Below are 16,275 nucleotides of genomic sequence, written 5' to 3' on the forward strand. Positions count from 1 at the left end.
TACGCCCAAGGCATTAAGTAGAAGCGATCGCCATGATTTGGACTTTCCCAAAAAAATTCTTTCTAGATGGTTGACATTTCCGAATTACTTCGGCATAATAAGAAAGTTGCAAATTGCAAACGACCCAAGGGACTGTAGTTCAATTGGTTAGAGCACCGCCCTGTCACGGCGGAAGTTGCGGGTTCGAGCCCCGTCAGTCCCGTTAATTTACTCAATTTACAAAACCTCCAAGACGTTCCATAGATAGTACTATGGATTTTCAGGTGAGTTCCTCAACTAGGAAACTTTCTTGGATGGGTAAATGGGAAAATACTATTTTATCCGCACCCATACTTCATAACTTGTTAGCAAATTTATAGAGAGAGAATCTCCTGTGACTGTTAGAGTGCGAATTGCTCCCAGTCCCACTGGGAACCTACATATTGGGACAGCAAGAACTGCTGTATTTAACTGGTTATTTGCCCGTCATCATGATGGACAATTTATCCTACGGGTAGAAGATACAGACCTAGAGCGATCGCGCCCTGAGTATACGGAAAATATCACAGCAGGGCTACGCTGGTTAGGCTTGAATTGGGATGAAGGTCCCTTCTTCCAAACCCAGCGCTTGGACTTGTATAAACAAGCTGTACAAAAACTCCTGGAACAAGGACTAGCCTACCGTTGCTACACCACCTCCGAGGAGTTGGAAGCCATGCGGGAAGCGCAAAAAGCCAAAAACGAAGCCCCCCGCTACGACAACCGTCACCGTCACCTCACACCGGAACAGGAAGCTGCTTTTCAAGCTGAGGGACGTAGTTTTGTGATTCGCTTCCAAATCCCGGATGACCGTGAAATTACTTGGAACGACCTCGTGCGCGGTCCCATGAGTTGGCAGGGTAGCGACTTGGGTGGAGACATGGTAATTGCCCGTGCGACAGCCGATGGTATTGGTCAACCCCTCTACAATTTTGCTGTGGTAATTGATGACATGGATATGCAAATTACCCATGTGATTCGCGGTGAAGACCATATCGCCAATACAGCCAAGCAAATTCTCTTGTATGAAGCTTTTGCTGCCAAGGTTCCAGAATTTGCCCATACCCCCCTCATCCTGAATATGGAAGGGCGGAAACTTTCTAAACGGGATGGGGTCACATCCATTTCAGACTTCCAGAAAATGGGTTTTACTGCCGAAGCTTTGGTAAATTATATGACTCTCCTCGGTTGGTCTCCCCCAGATTCTACCCAGGAAATTTTTACCCTCGCTGATGCTGCCACAAAATTTGGTTTTGAGCGTGTCAATAAAGCTGGTGCCAAGTTCGATTGGGCAAAGCTAGATTGGCTAAATAGTCAGTATATCCACGCTATGCCCGTAGATAAATTAACAGACTTGGTAATTCCTTACTGGGAAGAAGCAGGGTATAAATTTACTGATGGTCGTGAGCGTCCTTGGTTGGAGCAATTAGTCAGTCTGATTCAACCAAGTATGACTCGTTTACTGGATGCGGTGGAAATGGGTCAGCTATTTTTCACTGATTTCTTAGAAATGGGTGCAGAAGCTGTGACACAACTGCAACAAGAAGGAGTTTCCGCCACCTTGGAAGCCATTCTCACCGCCTTAGGTAGTCAAACTTTGAGTGCAGACAATGCCCAAGAGATAATTAAGCAAGTTGTCAAACAACAGAATGTCAAGAAGGGTTTGGTAATGCGTAGCTTACGCGCAGCTCTGACTGGCGAAGTCCATGGTCCCGACTTAATTCAATCTTGGTTGCTACTGCATGAAATTGGTTTAGATAAAGTACGTTTAGAGAAGGCGAAGAGTTAAGGGGTAAGGGAGAAAGGGAAGAACTTAACTCCCTGCCTCCTAACCGCATACGGGAACTTTATCAGTAAAATAAATGTCATTTAAAATACTGAGGGAACTATGTAATTAAAATGTCAATGAAAAGTTTATATAAAGGTATTCAAATATCTTGCGTGGTGATATCAGTGGCAATAGGCTTACAGCCCATCCAAGGGGTAATAGGTTTCCAACCCGCCCAAGGGGCGAACACCTCAAATACCTATACAATTGCCCAGGCTGAAACACCACCACCATTATTTGGAGATGTGACAATTAACCGCAAACTCTCCCCTGACCCCCTGGAAGTGCGAGGAATGAGTGGTGGTTCTACCCAAGGAAAAGATATTGCGGGTAGAAGTGACTCGCCCACAGGCGCTTGTAGCGGATTTTATGATAGTAAGCCAGACCATACAATCAATTTAGGCAGCAAAATTGACTACTTAAAAGTCCAAGTTGAAAGTCCAGAGGATACCGCTTTAATTATTCGTGGTCCCGGTGGTGAATGGTGTAATGATGATTTAGAAGGCAAAAATCCTGGAATTGCTGGTGAATGGTTGCCAGGAAAATATCAAGTTTGGATAGGTACTGATGATAAGAATAAGTACGTACCCTATACCTTACGGATTACAGGCGAAAAATAGATTTGATAGAGTTGTCCCAGCAGAAACAGGGTGTTTGGGGTTAAATACTTCCCTAATCTCCCTGGGGATACTCGCTCCATAGGGTAGTAACTTCCCTGATACTCTGGTGATTTCCATAACCTAAAATCAGATGGTCAAGGAGAGGAATACCAAGAAATCTGGCTCCAGCTAATAACTGACGGGTAAGTTCGATATCTTCATCACTGGGTTCGAGGTTTCCAGAGGGGTGGTTGTGGGCAACAATTACCCTGGTTGCTCCTTGTTTGATGACTTCTCGAAATATCTCCCTGGGGGGTGCGAGGGTTTCGGTTGCCGTACCAATGGTAATAACTTGGGTTCCGAGGAGGCGATTTTTCACATCCAGTAACAAAACTGCGAAGTGTTCTTGATTTTCCCACATTAAATATCGACTCAGGGCAGCTGCCGCAGCTGCGGGACTATCTATGGGTGTGCGTTCCTGGGGTACAGATTGAAAAGCTCGTTTACCCAGTTCCACTGCGGCGATAATTGTTGCGGCTTTTGCGGCTTTTATCCCATGAATTTGCATTAATTCTGCGGCATTGATATCACGTAATACTGCCATGGCATTGCGATCGCACCTGCCCAATTCTCGTAAAATGTATTGTCCTAAGCCAACAGCAGATAGCTTACCAGCACCTTGTCCCGTACCTAGAAGAATTGCAATTAACTCCGCGTCTGATAAAGCTTTGGGACCATGGGTTAGTAAACGCTCACGGGGACGCTCGGTTTCGGGCATATCCGCAATTCTTAAGCTGTAGGTCATAGGGTATAGATGGAGGGATAGGGATGATAGATGTACCTATCTCTATTTATCCCCCCTGTCATCGCTAAACTACAGCTGATTTGACAAAATCTTTAAGATTCTTGCCCTTTGCGAATTAAGCTTGTTTAATACCAGGATTTTCGCTTTCTACAACGTAGGATGCTCGTTTACTAACGGTTCCATTGGGTGTAGTCACACCTGATACAACTAAATAATCCGATTGCCAAAGTTGGGGAGTCAGGGTACAGCGTACATATCCCCGTTGATTATTAAAAAACTTGATGTGGGGGTTATCTGGTAAATAAGCTTCAACCGTTGGGTTCGTATCTGTTCCATCTCCACCAGAACTAATGGAAGTACAAACAAACTCACTACCGACTATTGCTGACTCTGGTTTATCAAAGTCAGATTTGAGATCCATTGCCCAGTTGTTGTGAACATCACCGGCTAAACTAATGGGATTTGATGGTTTCTGTTTTTCCAGAAAACCAATTAAGCGTTCACGAGATGCCAAATAGCCATCCCATTTATCCATACTATAGGTTCCACCTTCACCAGGTTTCATATCTCTTTGGGCAATGGGAACTTGTTGTGCGAGGATATTCCACTTAGTTTGTGAGCGTTTTAAACCTCGAAATAACCAATTTTCTTGACGTTGACCGGTAATAGTTGCGTTTGGGTTTAAGTTCTCTGGACAACGTTCTTTTGTACCATCGCCGCAGGGCTGGTCTGTGCGATACTGGCGGGTGTCTAGGACATGAAATGTGGCTAAATTCCCAAAGGACAGTCTTCGGAAAAGTTGCATATCTGCTCCCACTGGTCGTGAGAATGGGCGCAGGGGCATATGTTCGTAGTATGCTTGGTAGGCGATCGCCCGTCGTTGTAAAAAGATAATTGGGTCTTGGTCTGGCTCTGTATCTATTTCCGATATACTATTGGCGTAGTTGTTCTCAACCTCATGGTCATCCCAGGTCACAATCCAAGGACAAGCAGCATGGGCAGCTTGTAAATTGGTATCAGTTTTGTAGAGAGCGTGGCGATTGCGGTAATCCGTCAGGGTGAGAATTTCGGAACTATTGTGTCTTCTGGGTCGTGTGGGGTCGGTGGTAATCCCCCCTTCATAGATATAGTCTCCCACATGGACAATTAAATTGAGGTCATCTTGGGCTGCGTATTTGTAAGCAGTGTAGTAACCTTGTTCATAATGCTGGCAGGAAACAAGAGCAAAGGTAAACTTATTCAAGATGGCGTTTACCATGGGAGCAGTACGAGTTCGACCTACGGGACTAGCTTCATTACCAGCGATAAAGCGATACCAGTAAACCGTATCTGGGTTTAAGCCATTGACAATCACCCTCAGGGAATGGGCTAATTCTGGCAGGGCGTATTCTGTGCCTTTGGCAACAATCCGTCTCATGTAGGGGTCAGTGGCGACTTCCCAACGGACTCGCACATTGTAAGGTGGCATCCCACCACCATTCAAGGGATCGGGCGCAAGACGAGTCCAAATGACTACACTGCTAGCGTCAGGTTCTCCAGAAGCGACACCGAGGGTAAAGGGATAGTTGGAGTATTTGATGTTGGCGATCGCCCGTTGATGGGAAAATTGAGTAGCTAATAAACCTGTAAATGCTCCTGCACCAATCAACAGATGACGTCGCTTGATCTGACTGTGTAAAAATCGTTCTAAGTTTTCCATGTAAATCCCCTGGCTAATATGAAGGCAGAGGAGTAAATCTCAGAAGCACCACAGGTAATATTATGTTGGATGTGACAGATCAGATTTTTGCCCCTCAAATCTGTGTTAACTTGACTGAATTAACAACATAGATTTTTACTATGTTTACAATCAGGGACAAGGGAAAGGAATTTCGATATTTTTCATCTTTTCCACCTGGCAAACATCGAGAAAAATCAGTTTTTCCCAGATACTTACTTTCTTTCTGTCAAATTTTAACAATTGCTATCATCGCCACACAGTACTAACCAGATTATTCTGAAAAATCTCGGTTAAACACTTAAACTCATGTTCTATACTAGAAAAAATTAAGTATTTCTCTAGTTAAAAAACATGATACTTTTCTCAAATTATTCCTGTTGCTTCAGAGAGATTAACTCTTACTCTGTCTGATTTGCAAGTTATCATTGAGAGCTTAAATTTTCGCCAAGATAGAGTTAATCTTTAATTATATTTGGTGATAAAAATATGATGTAGCTTATCAAGTTATAAAAAGATAGTAACTCCTATTTTTCCCTTTTTTTTGCGAATTTCCATTGATTTCGCCTATGTAGCTCATTAATGAAGGCGATCGCCATACGTGAAGTATGACACCATAAATATAGTATAGTAATCCCCGAATCATCTGTGTTATCGAGGAGTAAGTTATTATGTCTCGTTTGTTGGCGATCGCCCTAGGAATATTCCTAACTCTGACTGTCATATTTACTGCACCTAGTTGGGCTTTAGGAGTAAATAACAGTCACCTTGCAGACTGTCCCTCTTCTCCTAACTGTGTTGTGAGTCAAAATGCTGATGCGAAACACAGTATTGAACCAATTCCCTACCATTTAGAGCGAGACAAGGTACGGGAAACCTTACTGAAAGTTCTGGCAGTTGTTCCCCGTACCCAGGTTGTCGAACAGACAGATGATTACATCCACGCTTTATCTAAAAGTCGTATTTTTCGTTTTGTCGATGACGTGGAATTTTATTTTCCCAAGGATGAAAATGTTATCCATATGCGATCGGCATCTCGTCTAGGAGATTCTGATTTAGGTGTGAATCGCAGACGTTTAGAACAAATTCGTCTAGCTCTGGGCGATTTGAATATTTAATTTCCCAATTTATATCATGAGTCTAGATACCCGATTGTTTGCAAAAATTCGGGTATCTGTTAACTCTTCAAAAATCAGAAATTGCCATACCCGCATTTATCACAAAATGCTAAGGCTTGATTTACAAATATTACGATATTAAGGCATTAAAAATCCATATTTCCGTAATACTGCCTGAGCTGGTTCACTAGTCAAATACTGAGCAAAATTTCTAGCTACTTCTACATTTTTACTCTTCTTCAAAACAGCTATGGGATAAACAATTGGTGAATGATATTTTTCATCAGCAGCGACTACTACCTTGACATTTCGGGAAATTTTCGCGTCGGTGGTATAAACCAAACCGGCATCAGCATTGCCACTTCCCACCATGGCTAGAACTTGGCGGACATTATTTGCATAGACAAATTTGGATTTTACCTGCTCATAAATTCGTAATTTTTTTAATACTTGCTCTGCGTATTGTCCGGCAGGTACGGTTCTGGGTTCACCAATAGCAATTTTCTTGATTTTACTATCTTTGAGGTTATATAAACTAGTCACACCGACAACTTTTTGGGGTACAACTAAAACCAAACGATTTTTAGCTATATTACTGCGGGTTGCGGCAATTAACTGCCCTGTTTGTTCTAGGGTATCCATCTGTTTTTTCGCCGCAGAAATGAAAATATCTACAGGTGCTCCCTGCTGAATTTGTTGGAGTAAAGCGCCGGAAGATCCAAAATTGAAGTTAATCTTGATATTTTTCTGAGTTTGTTGGTAAATCGGTTTAATTTCTTCGAGAACATCCTTTAAACTCGCTGCTGCTGATACCAATAAAGTTGTATTCGATTGAGCAGCTACAGGAGTAAAACTGACGAAGGGTAAAGCAACCGCTAATAATAAGCTGGCGATCGCCATGGAAATAAAAGCCAGCAGCTTTCTTCTATACATAAAACCAGACAGGAAGGGATGGGAGAACTGATAATTGGTAATATACCAATAAAATCGGTAACTTACCAGCTATATTGGTATTGCTTTGCCGGGAATATTGCGATCGCCACAGAGGCGAAATTCCAATAATCTCAGCCAGAAAGCCGATAAAATCAGGTTTTATTTCGACACGAATATCAAAAATTCCTGACAAGCACTTTTCTATTTCATAACTTTTCGATAGACTGTTACCAGTTAAGTTGGTAGAAATAGCCGACCAAAAATTGCCAAAAATTGCCAAAAATTGATTTATCTCTAGGTGTGAGACATATAGCTATGGTTTTCAGAAATTATTTATGGGTGACTCCCCTGATTTTGCTTGCAAGTAATGTCACTCCAGTCTCGGCGAATTCCACTACCTCCCTGAGTCAGGTGACATCCGTATCGCAACTATCCGACGTACAGCCTACAGATTGGGCATTTCAAGCTTTACAATCTTTAGTAGAGCGTTATGGTTGCATTGCAGGTTATCCGAATGGGACATTTCGTGGTCAAAGAGCCATGACACGTTACGAGTTTGCAGCTGGCTTGAATGCTTGTTTAGACAAAATCAATGAGCTAATTGCCACTAGTACCGCAGATGCAGTAAAAAAAGAGGATTTAGAAACCCTCGCTAGATTGCAACAGGAATTTGCCGATGGTTTAGTGGAACTTCGGGGAAGAGTGGATTCTCTGGAAGCACGGACTGCCGAACTGGAAGCAAATCAATTTTCCACCACTACCAAACTCAACGCAGAGGTAATATTAAGTATTGGTCAGGCATTTGGTTCCGAAGATAAAGCTCTCAACTCCGATCAATGGCGAACAATTGATGCAGCCACAACCCCAGCAGCACGAGAAAGCCGGAAAAACACTGCCTACAATAGTATCGGCGGACGCAAATTACAAGACAATACAACTTTTAGCGATCGCGTACGGTTAAACCTAGTTACAAGTTTTACAGGTAAAGACCAGTTATTTACCCGCTTAGAAGCCAACAATACCACCGCTTTTAACCGTGATGTCACAGGTACAAACATGACTCGTGTATCTTGGGACACTACAAATGATAAAACCAACGATGTGCAATTAGGTAAACTCTATTACCGTTTTCCCCTGGGTGAAAGAATAAATGTGATCGTGGATGCGATTGGTGGGGAATTCTATGATAATTTCAACACTGTCAATCCCCTACTTTCCTCAACTCCCGTTGGTTCCCTGTCTCGTTTTGGACGTTTCTCCCCGATTTACCGTGCAAGTAATACTAGTTCAGCAAGTAACACAGGTTCTGGTGTCAGTGCTAATTTCAAAATCAGTGACAAAATCACTTTTTCCGCAGGATATCTTGCCAGAAATGCTAGTAACCCGGATGAGAAAAAAGGTTTATTTGATGGAACCTATGGAACATTAGCACAGTTAGCTTTCCAACCAAATAAAGACTTTACCCTGGCTTTAGCCTATGCCCATTCATACTACAGTGGTGCAAATAATGATGTAACTCTCTCCGGTAGTTATGGTAGTACTTTTGCCAACAATCCTTTTGGGACAACAACTACACCCATTGCGACATCTGCCAACCATTACGGTTTACAGGGAAGCTATAAGCTGAGTGATAAGTTTGTCTTGTCTGGGTGGGTGGGTTACACCCAAGCAACTGCGGAACAAAACAGTTCAGGTACAGCAATTAACCGCAATGTCAACAAAGGCGATCGCGCTGATATCTGGAACTGGGCAATTACTTTAGGGTTTCCAGATTTAGGTAAAAAAGGTAACTTAGGTGGTATTATTTTTGGTCAGCCACCCAAGGTGACAAATAATGATTATGGTGGTGCAGTCCTAACTCCCACAAGCGCACGTCGGGAAGATAGTGATACTTCTTACCATTTAGAAGCTTTGTATCGATACCAAGTTAATAGTAATTTGTCAATTACACCAGGGTTAATTGTAATTTTTAATCCAGAACACAACAGTAATAATGACACAGTTTATGTGGGAACTGTACGCACTACGTTCAGATTCTAGACATTTATGCCAGGGACAGCTTTTCCTGGCGCAAGTTATTTCATGACATATTTACCAACTCTTCTCAAAAATACTAATAAGACTGGTAATTCATTTGTAGTTTTGACATATTTAAGGTACGGTATATGCGCATAAATCTTCCTGTTACAATCCTATCCATCACATTGTCAATACTGGGATTAGGACAAGGAACTTTAGCAGAACCTGGAGACTTTGCTCCTTGGAAAAAAGATAAATGTCCTGGAGGTTTTGCCCAAAGTTTCCGTCTGGGTGGAGAAGTTAATCAACCAAAAAAATTCAATTTTCTCAGTCTGAAAAATTTGGCAGAAGATTTAAAAAGCCAAAATCCCTCTGTAGTGACTGAAGTGACTGTAACTTTTAAAACAGGAACAGGTTCGAGAACAGAAACCTATTATGGGGTTCCTTTATGGGAGTTGATTAATAATGAAAAAGCTGCCAATGGTCTTCAGTCTGGTAATTCTGGCTCTAATTCCAAGAATTCTTTTCTCAGACAGTATGCTTTAATTGAAGCGACTGACTGTTATGGTGCTGTTGTTGCTATTGGTGAGATTCAACCTAACTTTGAAGGGAAAGCGGTGCTAGTTGCCTATGGGAAAAAAGATAGTGATGGCACAGTTCAGCCTTTAAGTGACGAAGGTTTTGCCCGTTTAGTAGTACCTGGTGATCAAGCTGGCGGACGTTATGTGAGTAATATTAGAAATATTCTCATCTTTTCTGCTCCTGCTTCTCCGTTAAAACTTAAATCCTCCTACTAAAATCGCAAATATGTGATACTAAGCGTTGCCGCATTACTGGAACATATTTTCCCATATAAAAAGTAAGGATTATCTGAAATTTCAGACAATCCAATTCTGATTACAAGACTTTGATGCAACCGTCTTTAATTTCGATTTTGGAATTATCTTTGATTTCAACCTTGCCACAGGGTGTCTCGATGATGGCAACTTTACCACTACCTTGTATGGTTGCTGCCGCAGTTCTGCTACTATCAAATGTAACTTCCTTCGTTGAACCATCCATCTGCGCTTTCATCACATACTTTTGTGAGTCCTTATTATAGTATTGAATATAAACGGAAGCTAAAGTTGGGGTAGCAAGGCAAATTGTTGGAATTGTTGCTAGTGCTGCAAACAAAAACGCTTTTTTCATAGTCTTGGATTTTTGGTATGGATTGTTTTATCAATTATTATTTTTACTCTCTCAAGATGATAAAAAACTGAGTAATTACACTTAAGCGAATATTTAGTATTTTTTTTGAGTGACAAATTTCTGCAAAAACCTTGAGGAGAAAAGACTTGTTATAAGACTCTGGTTTGGATACAGGTAGGGAAGCTCTGCTTCCTAATTCGAGGCGGAGCCTCCGTTAGGTAAATTCCAACAAACACTAAATATAGGTTTATGTGACATACCGTAGTTGCGAGTTAAATTAACTACCTGCTTTACTAGAAGTAGGTAAATTTAGTTTTAACCAAACTCATGAACAATAACAAACGTTGGGTAACCTGGCTTGCTGTTTTTGTTTCTGTCACCGCAACTGCAATGGGTCTTCACAATTTGGAGTGGTTTTTAAATGTAACTTGCATAGTAAATACTATCCCCTTTGTTAACAAGCATTGCAAATAGCAGACAGGATTCGACTGGAGCAATATACCTAAGGTATGGTCTCTACCTTTTAGAAATTTTTTAATTGCTCGAATGCATAAAAAAGCACAAGATGCCGATTTTCAGACATCCTCCCAGGAAGGCGATCGCAGAGTTAATCATTCAAAGAGAAAATCTTTGCCATTTCCCCCAAGCTTGACATTACCCCCTATCTATGCATACTTTTTCCCAAAATCGTCCTTCCCAGGATAGCGCCCCAGGCATCTAGGTACTGTAATTATTTGTTATGAAAGATTCCACCAGTCAGTCTACTAGAACACATAGCATGTTAAGATATTCCTCAATTCTGAAAGCTGTGTTGGATAGGTGGATTTAAAAAAAAATGGAAGCAGCACTATTATTAGCAAAATTGCCTGAAGCTTACCAAATCTTTGACCCCTTGGTAGATGTTCTGCCAATCATCCCCGTATTCTTTTTGTTGCTAGCTTTTGTCTGGCAAGCAGCAATTGGTTTCCGGTAAGCATTTCTGTCAGCTTTTTTCTTTTGCTGATTTTTGAGAGTATTATGCAACTGTTGATGACAGGTAATACACCTGTCTTCTTTTTTGTCGAGAAAATGTTGATTATTTTTATATATCTTAATAGTTTGTAACGATTGCCTATAATAGGTATGTAAAGTATTCGGTAGCGATCGGAGGTAGGAGTTATGGGTAATATTAAGTTTGTCAAAGAGAATCAGGAAGTGATAGCTGCAAATGGCGCGAATTTGCGTCTCAAAGCCATGGAGAATGGTGTTGATATCTATAAAACCTGGGGTAAGATGATGAACTGTGGCGGTGGTGGGCAGTGTGGCTGTTGCGCGATCGCCATCGTAGAAGGTATGGAGAACCTTTCCCCTCGTACCGATGCCGAAAATCGTTTGTTAAAGAAAAAGCCAGAAAATTACCGTCTTGCTTGTCAGACAATAGTCAATGGAGCAGTGACAGTCACAACAAAACCCTAGAATTATCACTCAGCAGTTTTATAACTCGCTCTTGCCATGATAGTGGTATCCTAAGATTGTTGACTGGAAGTTAAAGAGAGGCTTTCTTGCCATGCAAGTTAATGACCTAGGGTTCGTAGCCAGCCTTCTGTTTGTGCTAGTTCCCGCAGTATTTTTAATAATCCTGTACATTCAAACAGCTAGCCGCGAAGGTAAAAAAGATTAATACTTGGTTGATAAAATCACCGGATTTTAGCTATCAGCAATAGTCGGTTAGCTGTTAATTTTTATTTCTGCCTTACCCAGGCAAACATAATTTGATTTAAAAACTCAAATCTGTTCTTTGGATTGCTGTATAGCTGTAAAAACAAATTCCCCTACATGAGTAATCTGTAGGGGTTTATTTTTGGGGGAATCGGGGGTGAAAACAAGAGTATTTTCGCTCACAGTTCTCAACTATCCCCTATCAGTCATATTCTCAAGCAGCAATAGTTCTGGCTAATAAAACTGGACAGCTAGCATTAATCCGTACATAGTCGGATAGAGAAGAGCCTAATAATCTATCTAAGTCTACAAAACTCTTAGCGATAGAAGGACGGCGATCGGGGGAACCAATCATCAATAAATCTACATTCAAATCCTTAGCCAATTGACAAATCTCTTCCCCTGCTTTGCCAACACTAATGATAGAACGCGATTTGACTCCTTGCTTCTTCACTTCTGCCACCAATGGGGCTAATACTGGATGTAGTTCCGCATTCCTTTGGGATGCTTCCTTATCTTCACCCCGTAAATCACTGACTACGTGAGCAAGAATAATTTCCCCTCCTTTAATATCCCTAACTAGAGATATAGCCAAATTTAAACATTGCTTGGATGCATCTGACTTATCAATAGCTACCATCACACGGTTAATTCTTTTGACATAGATATCATCCTTCACCAGCAGCATCGGGCGAGAAGATAACTGAAAAACGTACTGACTGACGGAGTTAGACAATATCGATTGCAGTCGTTTGAGTCCGCGAGAACCCATAATAATTAAATCAGCATCAATTTCCTCAGCAACTTGGCAAACCACATCCTTGGGATCACCTTGCCGTAATACAGAGGAAACTTGAGTCGGATTCAAAGCTAGGGTTTGTATGGCATTTGCCAGGATTTTACCACCTTCTTCCCACTTAGCTGTCATTGAATCGGCGGTGCTTTGGGGGGGAACTACGTGCAAAACTGTCACCTTTGCTCGTTCGATGGATGGCAGTTCTCTCAAGGTTTTGAGCATTTCTTCTGCGTGTCCCAATCCAGAGACAGCTAGCAAAATATTTCCTATCATTTTTGTTGTTGATTTCGCTTTAGTGTTTGCTGTTTTGAAATAGGCTTTGCTTTAACTTTTTCACCGCCTTTCTCACATTATTAGTCAATTGTCGATGGTCAAAATAGTAAATTTTTCTACATTTTTGACTCAAGAGCCGAATTTTTGACTATAATGTCAGCCTAATTTATTACCTAGGATAAAATTATTTTCCTCGGCTGGAATAGTTTCAGCTTACTCTACAATTTTGCCTGACTTACTTAATAAATGGTGATGATTTTTATTAGTTGTAATCTATATTCATTATTTTTAATTAAATGCAGGTAAAGTATTGCAAACAAATCAAGCAAAGTCATAGCTTATACTCTCCTTGACAACTCAATAATTACTCAGAGTTGAGCTTTAGACTTCAGATGAAAATAAATAATAACTTTAGTAAAAAAATATTAATTATTACAGAAAATCAGCTTTTATAAGTTTCAGTAATCTTAGTCACAAGTATTACTAATTAAAGCATATTTTTCTCTCAATTCTGGAGAAACATCAGGTAAATTTTGCAGAAAATCGTCCCATGTGGAGTGTGACTGTAACTTTTCGACAACGATGGGTAAAGGTTCAGAAAAAATATTGGTAAAATCCGCTTCCTGGGGAAATTGCACAGAAAATGCTAACTGCTCCTGGGGTGGAGTAAATTGAGCATTAACTCCAGAACGATTTCCCCTAGCATCTATGCGATACCAGCCAATTCCTGCTAGATAAACTGCATTGAAACCATGTAAAGTATATGGCGCACCATTGTCGTGTAAACTTAATCTTTGGTAGCAAAATCCGGCAGGTAGGGAATTTGCCCGTAAAAGTGCAGCGAGTAAATGACTTTTAGCAAAGCAATAACCTGTTTGATATTGCAATACGTCGGATGCTTTACAAGTGACAGGATTCATTTGATAATCGTAACTATGGTGAATTTTATCCCGCACCCACTCAAAACAGTTTTGGGCAATTTCCAGGGAATTGTGCTTGCCTAGAGTCAGCTGTCTTGCTAATTGCAAAATTGCCGGATGTTGCCAGTCAATAATTTCACTTACTTGTAAATATGCTTCCATTCCCGTCACCTCCTAATGATAGTAATCCTGTTGCACAACAATTCCCTCAGTTTGGGAAATACGATAGGGATAGGGACGGGTATCTGCACGAGTTCCCCGTGATTTCACCACACGCAGAGATGGATAACCTAAATTCCCTGGACGATTCATTTCTCCCCAATTCGGAATATATAAATCAATCACTACATCAAAGGTATTTAAAAGTCCGTAGAGGTCACTTTGATTGAGAATTTTGGTTAAAAAGATATCAAATAAAACAACTCCCGGTTGCCGTAATAAACGGTTTTTACGGTGAACTAAAGTTACAAAATCGGCATGGGGATAATTAATTGCTAGGGGTGTCAGGGAATCTAGCACTACACGGCAAGGTCTGGGCATTTGCGCCAGAAAATGAGAAACTGTGAAGAGAAATCTTTCTGGGTCCTCTAAAGATAAACTATTTTCACCCGCACTAAAAACATCTAGAATTAATAGATTACCTGACTCTAAATAGGGTGTGGGGAAAAAGCCAAAATTTTCTAAGGACTGCCTAATTTGCTGTTGAGGAACATCAGCACCAATATATAAAACTGACTCTTGGCGACGTAATCCTTCCATGGCAAATTGGTAGGCAAGGGTACTCTTTCCTAAACCCGGTTCTCCTTGTAATAACCAACTGGTGTTAAAAGATAACTCACCCTGAATTAATCCTTGTAGGGGTTCAAAGGTAAGGGTTGGAGGTGTGGTTAATTCTGAACTAGGAGCGGTTTGTCCACCGAGGTATAATACTTCAATACCGTGGGGAGTAATTTCTAAACGGTGACGACCGGAAATATAATCTGCCGCGCGCATTTTAAAGACTTCAATATATCTATCTCGTCTTTTTCCTGTAACTTCTGTGGATAGAACTATAGTCCCGTCAGCGATAGTTTCTTCGACTCCAAAGCGGGAAAGTCGGTATTTCTCCTCTGCGGGAATATCGGAAATGAGTAAACCCACACCTCCAACGCGCTGAACTATGGTTGCAAGTTGAAATGTTTTTTCTCTTTGAGTAGCACTATCATTAACTTTGTAGAGGAAGACAGAGAGAGAATCTAACACAAAGCGCCGAGGTTGGAAGTTTTCTACAGCTTCCACAATATTTTCTAATTGCTCTTCCAGACGGATATCTGTTTGGGGGACAAAGACAATTCTTAAGATATCTTGGGCAATATAAGGTGCTAAATCCCAACCAAAACCCGCAGCTGTTTTATATAGTCTATCGGCGGTTTCTTCAAAGGAAAATAATAATCCTCTCTCATTATTTGCTGCACCTGTGATTAGAAATTGCAATCCAAAGGTGGTTTTTCCGGTTCCAGAAACTCCGGAAAGGATGATGGAGCGTCCAAGGGGTATACCACCTTTGAGGAGGGGATCTAAGCCAGAAATACCCGTGTGTAAACACTGTTCTTCCCTTTCGAGATTGCTGCGTTGTCGTCGTAATGTTAAAGCAGGGCTGAAGATACGGACTCCGCTACTACTAATCGTAAAGGGGAAAGCTTCCATTTGGGAGTCTCGTCCCCGCAGTTTATATATTTGGAAGAAGCGACTCTGCTCTCCACCAATTTTCGACATACAGAGGTAGAAGATACCATCGGCGATCGCGAACTCTGCACCTTGGGTAATTTGGGTGCGATCGCTCTCAGTCACCAAAAAAGTTGTACAGCGCGCGCTAGCCAATCTCACCGATAAATCATAGCAGAAACGGCGAAACTCTCCCAGATTTTCTGTTAAGTCATGAATCGCTTTAAAGGAATCGATAACTAAAATTTCTGCCTGATATTGATGAACTAAAGTGACAATTTGTTCTGCTAATCCGGAGAGGGGTTGCTCATACAAAAAACCTCCCAAGTCTCTATAGATTACCTGCTCCCCAAAAGCTGCACCATCAAAAAAATCAAAGTATTGCATATAGCGAACTACTTTGACACTCGGTTCAGATAATGTACTTAAATAAATTCCCTTTGTCTGGGGATGATGTTGAATCGAATTGAAGAGAATCTGTTGAGCTAAAATGGTTTTACCGCTTCCTGGAGAACCTGCCAAAATATTTAACGAATACACAGGAATACCACCGCCTAAAACGGCATCAAGATTCGGTACTCCTGTGGACATGAGGCGAATATCTGGCATACGTAATGCACTATTTAGGGCAATCAGGATGGGAAATTACGGTATGA

17 protein-coding genes and 1 tRNA gene are annotated in these 16,275 nt (G+C 41.2%); 10 read left to right on the plus strand and 8 right to left on the minus strand.

The window, feature by feature from the left end; all coding sequences use genetic code 11:
• The first annotated feature begins 128 nt into the window (after nt 1-128).
• From IJ00_RS00895 to IJ00_RS00905, 3 genes are all read left to right on the plus strand, one after another.
• Nucleotides 129-202: transfer RNA gene (locus tag IJ00_RS00895), tRNA-Asp, on the plus strand.
• A gap of 171 nt (nt 203-373) precedes the next feature.
• Nucleotides 374-1,807, plus strand: coding sequence for a glutamate--tRNA ligase (gene gltX, locus IJ00_RS00900; RefSeq protein WP_035149106.1), 1,434 nt, complete (start codon nt 374-376; stop codon nt 1,805-1,807).
• A 110-nt stretch (nt 1,808-1,917) separates the two neighbouring features.
• A complete protein-coding gene (locus tag IJ00_RS00905) occupies nt 1,918-2,466 on the plus strand; it encodes a hypothetical protein (RefSeq protein WP_035149108.1) in 549 nt (182 codons plus the stop codon).
• A 52-nt stretch (nt 2,467-2,518) separates the two neighbouring features.
• On the opposite strand, the gene radC is transcribed toward IJ00_RS00905, so the two are convergent.
• A complete protein-coding gene (radC, locus tag IJ00_RS00910) occupies nt 2,519-3,250 on the minus strand; it encodes a DNA repair protein RadC (RefSeq protein WP_035149110.1) in 732 nt (243 codons plus the stop codon).
• A 115-nt stretch (nt 3,251-3,365) separates the two neighbouring features.
• On the minus strand, nt 3,366-4,949 hold the full coding sequence (locus IJ00_RS00915; protein WP_035149112.1) for an alkaline phosphatase: 1,584 nt from the start codon (nt 4,947-4,949) through the stop codon (nt 3,366-3,368).
• A 689-nt stretch (nt 4,950-5,638) separates the two neighbouring features.
• On the opposite strand from IJ00_RS00915, the gene IJ00_RS00920 reads away from it, so the two are divergent.
• Nucleotides 5,639-6,085, plus strand: a complete 447-nt coding sequence (locus IJ00_RS00920) for a DUF1499 domain-containing protein (RefSeq protein ID WP_035149115.1) — start codon at nt 5,639-5,641, stop codon at nt 6,083-6,085.
• 138 nt (nt 6,086-6,223) lie between these two features.
• Here the strand turns inward: IJ00_RS00920 and modA are convergent, their stop codons facing one another.
• Nucleotides 6,224-7,018, minus strand: a complete 795-nt coding sequence (gene modA / locus IJ00_RS00925) for a molybdate ABC transporter substrate-binding protein (RefSeq protein ID WP_035149116.1) — start codon at nt 7,016-7,018, stop codon at nt 6,224-6,226.
• Complete coding sequence (locus tag IJ00_RS00930; protein WP_035149118.1) at nt 7,011-7,298, minus strand: hypothetical protein; 288 nt, start codon at nt 7,296-7,298, stop codon at nt 7,011-7,013. Before IJ00_RS00930 ends, modA begins: the two co-directional genes overlap by 8 nt.
• A gap of 35 nt (nt 7,299-7,333) precedes the next feature.
• On the opposite strand from IJ00_RS00930, the gene IJ00_RS00935 reads away from it, so the two are divergent.
• The gene (locus IJ00_RS00935) at nt 7,334-9,058 is read left to right on the plus strand and encodes an iron uptake porin (protein WP_035149120.1); all 1,725 of its coding nucleotides are present in this window, start codon (nt 7,334-7,336) and stop codon (nt 9,056-9,058) included.
• A 125-nt stretch (nt 9,059-9,183) separates the two neighbouring features.
• On the plus strand, nt 9,184-9,834 hold the full coding sequence (locus tag IJ00_RS00940; RefSeq protein WP_035149121.1) for a hypothetical protein: 651 nt from the start codon (nt 9,184-9,186) through the stop codon (nt 9,832-9,834).
• Nucleotides 9,835-9,934: 100 nt separating this feature from the next.
• Here IJ00_RS00940 and IJ00_RS00945 read toward each other — a convergent pair whose 3' ends face one another.
• Nucleotides 9,935-10,228, minus strand: coding sequence for a hypothetical protein (locus IJ00_RS00945; RefSeq protein WP_035149123.1), 294 nt, complete (start codon nt 10,226-10,228; stop codon nt 9,935-9,937).
• Between the two features lie 546 nt (nt 10,229-10,774).
• Between IJ00_RS00945 and IJ00_RS28650 the strand changes: the two genes are divergently transcribed.
• The 4 genes from IJ00_RS28650 (at nt 10,775) to psbM (ending at nt 11,888) form a co-directional block, all read left to right on the plus strand.
• Nucleotides 10,775-10,933 carry a hypothetical protein gene (locus IJ00_RS28650; protein ID WP_168163400.1) on the plus strand — a complete coding sequence of 53 codons (159 nt, stop codon included), beginning with the start codon at nt 10,775-10,777 and terminating at the stop codon, nt 10,931-10,933.
• A gap of 130 nt (nt 10,934-11,063) precedes the next feature.
• Complete coding sequence (locus IJ00_RS00950; RefSeq protein WP_035149125.1) at nt 11,064-11,201, plus strand: photosystem II reaction center protein K; 138 nt, start codon at nt 11,064-11,066, stop codon at nt 11,199-11,201.
• A gap of 185 nt (nt 11,202-11,386) precedes the next feature.
• Entirely contained in the window at nt 11,387-11,683 is a 297-nt protein-coding gene (locus tag IJ00_RS00955; RefSeq protein ID WP_035149126.1) for a 2Fe-2S iron-sulfur cluster-binding protein, read from the plus strand.
• A 91-nt stretch (nt 11,684-11,774) separates the two neighbouring features.
• Nucleotides 11,775-11,888 carry a photosystem II reaction center protein PsbM gene (psbM, locus tag IJ00_RS27375; RefSeq protein WP_082127233.1) on the plus strand — a complete coding sequence of 38 codons (114 nt, stop codon included), beginning with the start codon at nt 11,775-11,777 and terminating at the stop codon, nt 11,886-11,888.
• A gap of 252 nt (nt 11,889-12,140) precedes the next feature.
• Here psbM and IJ00_RS00960 read toward each other — a convergent pair whose 3' ends face one another.
• The 3 genes from IJ00_RS00960 to IJ00_RS00970 form a co-directional block, all read right to left on the minus strand.
• On the minus strand, nt 12,141-12,995 hold the full coding sequence (locus IJ00_RS00960) for a universal stress protein (RefSeq protein WP_035149127.1): 855 nt from the start codon (nt 12,993-12,995) through the stop codon (nt 12,141-12,143).
• A 467-nt stretch (nt 12,996-13,462) separates the two neighbouring features.
• Entirely contained in the window at nt 13,463-14,077 is a 615-nt protein-coding gene (locus IJ00_RS00965) for a transglutaminase family protein (protein WP_035149129.1), read from the minus strand.
• Between the two features lie 12 nt (nt 14,078-14,089).
• Nucleotides 14,090-16,228, minus strand: a complete 2,139-nt coding sequence (locus tag IJ00_RS00970) for an ATPase domain-containing protein (protein WP_035149130.1) — start codon at nt 16,226-16,228, stop codon at nt 14,090-14,092.
• Nucleotides 16,229-16,275 lie beyond the last annotated feature (47 nt).

Origin of the sequence: Calothrix sp. 336/3 (assembly GCF_000734895.2) — a bacterium.
Lineage (GTDB): Bacteria > Cyanobacteriota > Cyanobacteriia > Cyanobacteriales > Nostocaceae > 336-3.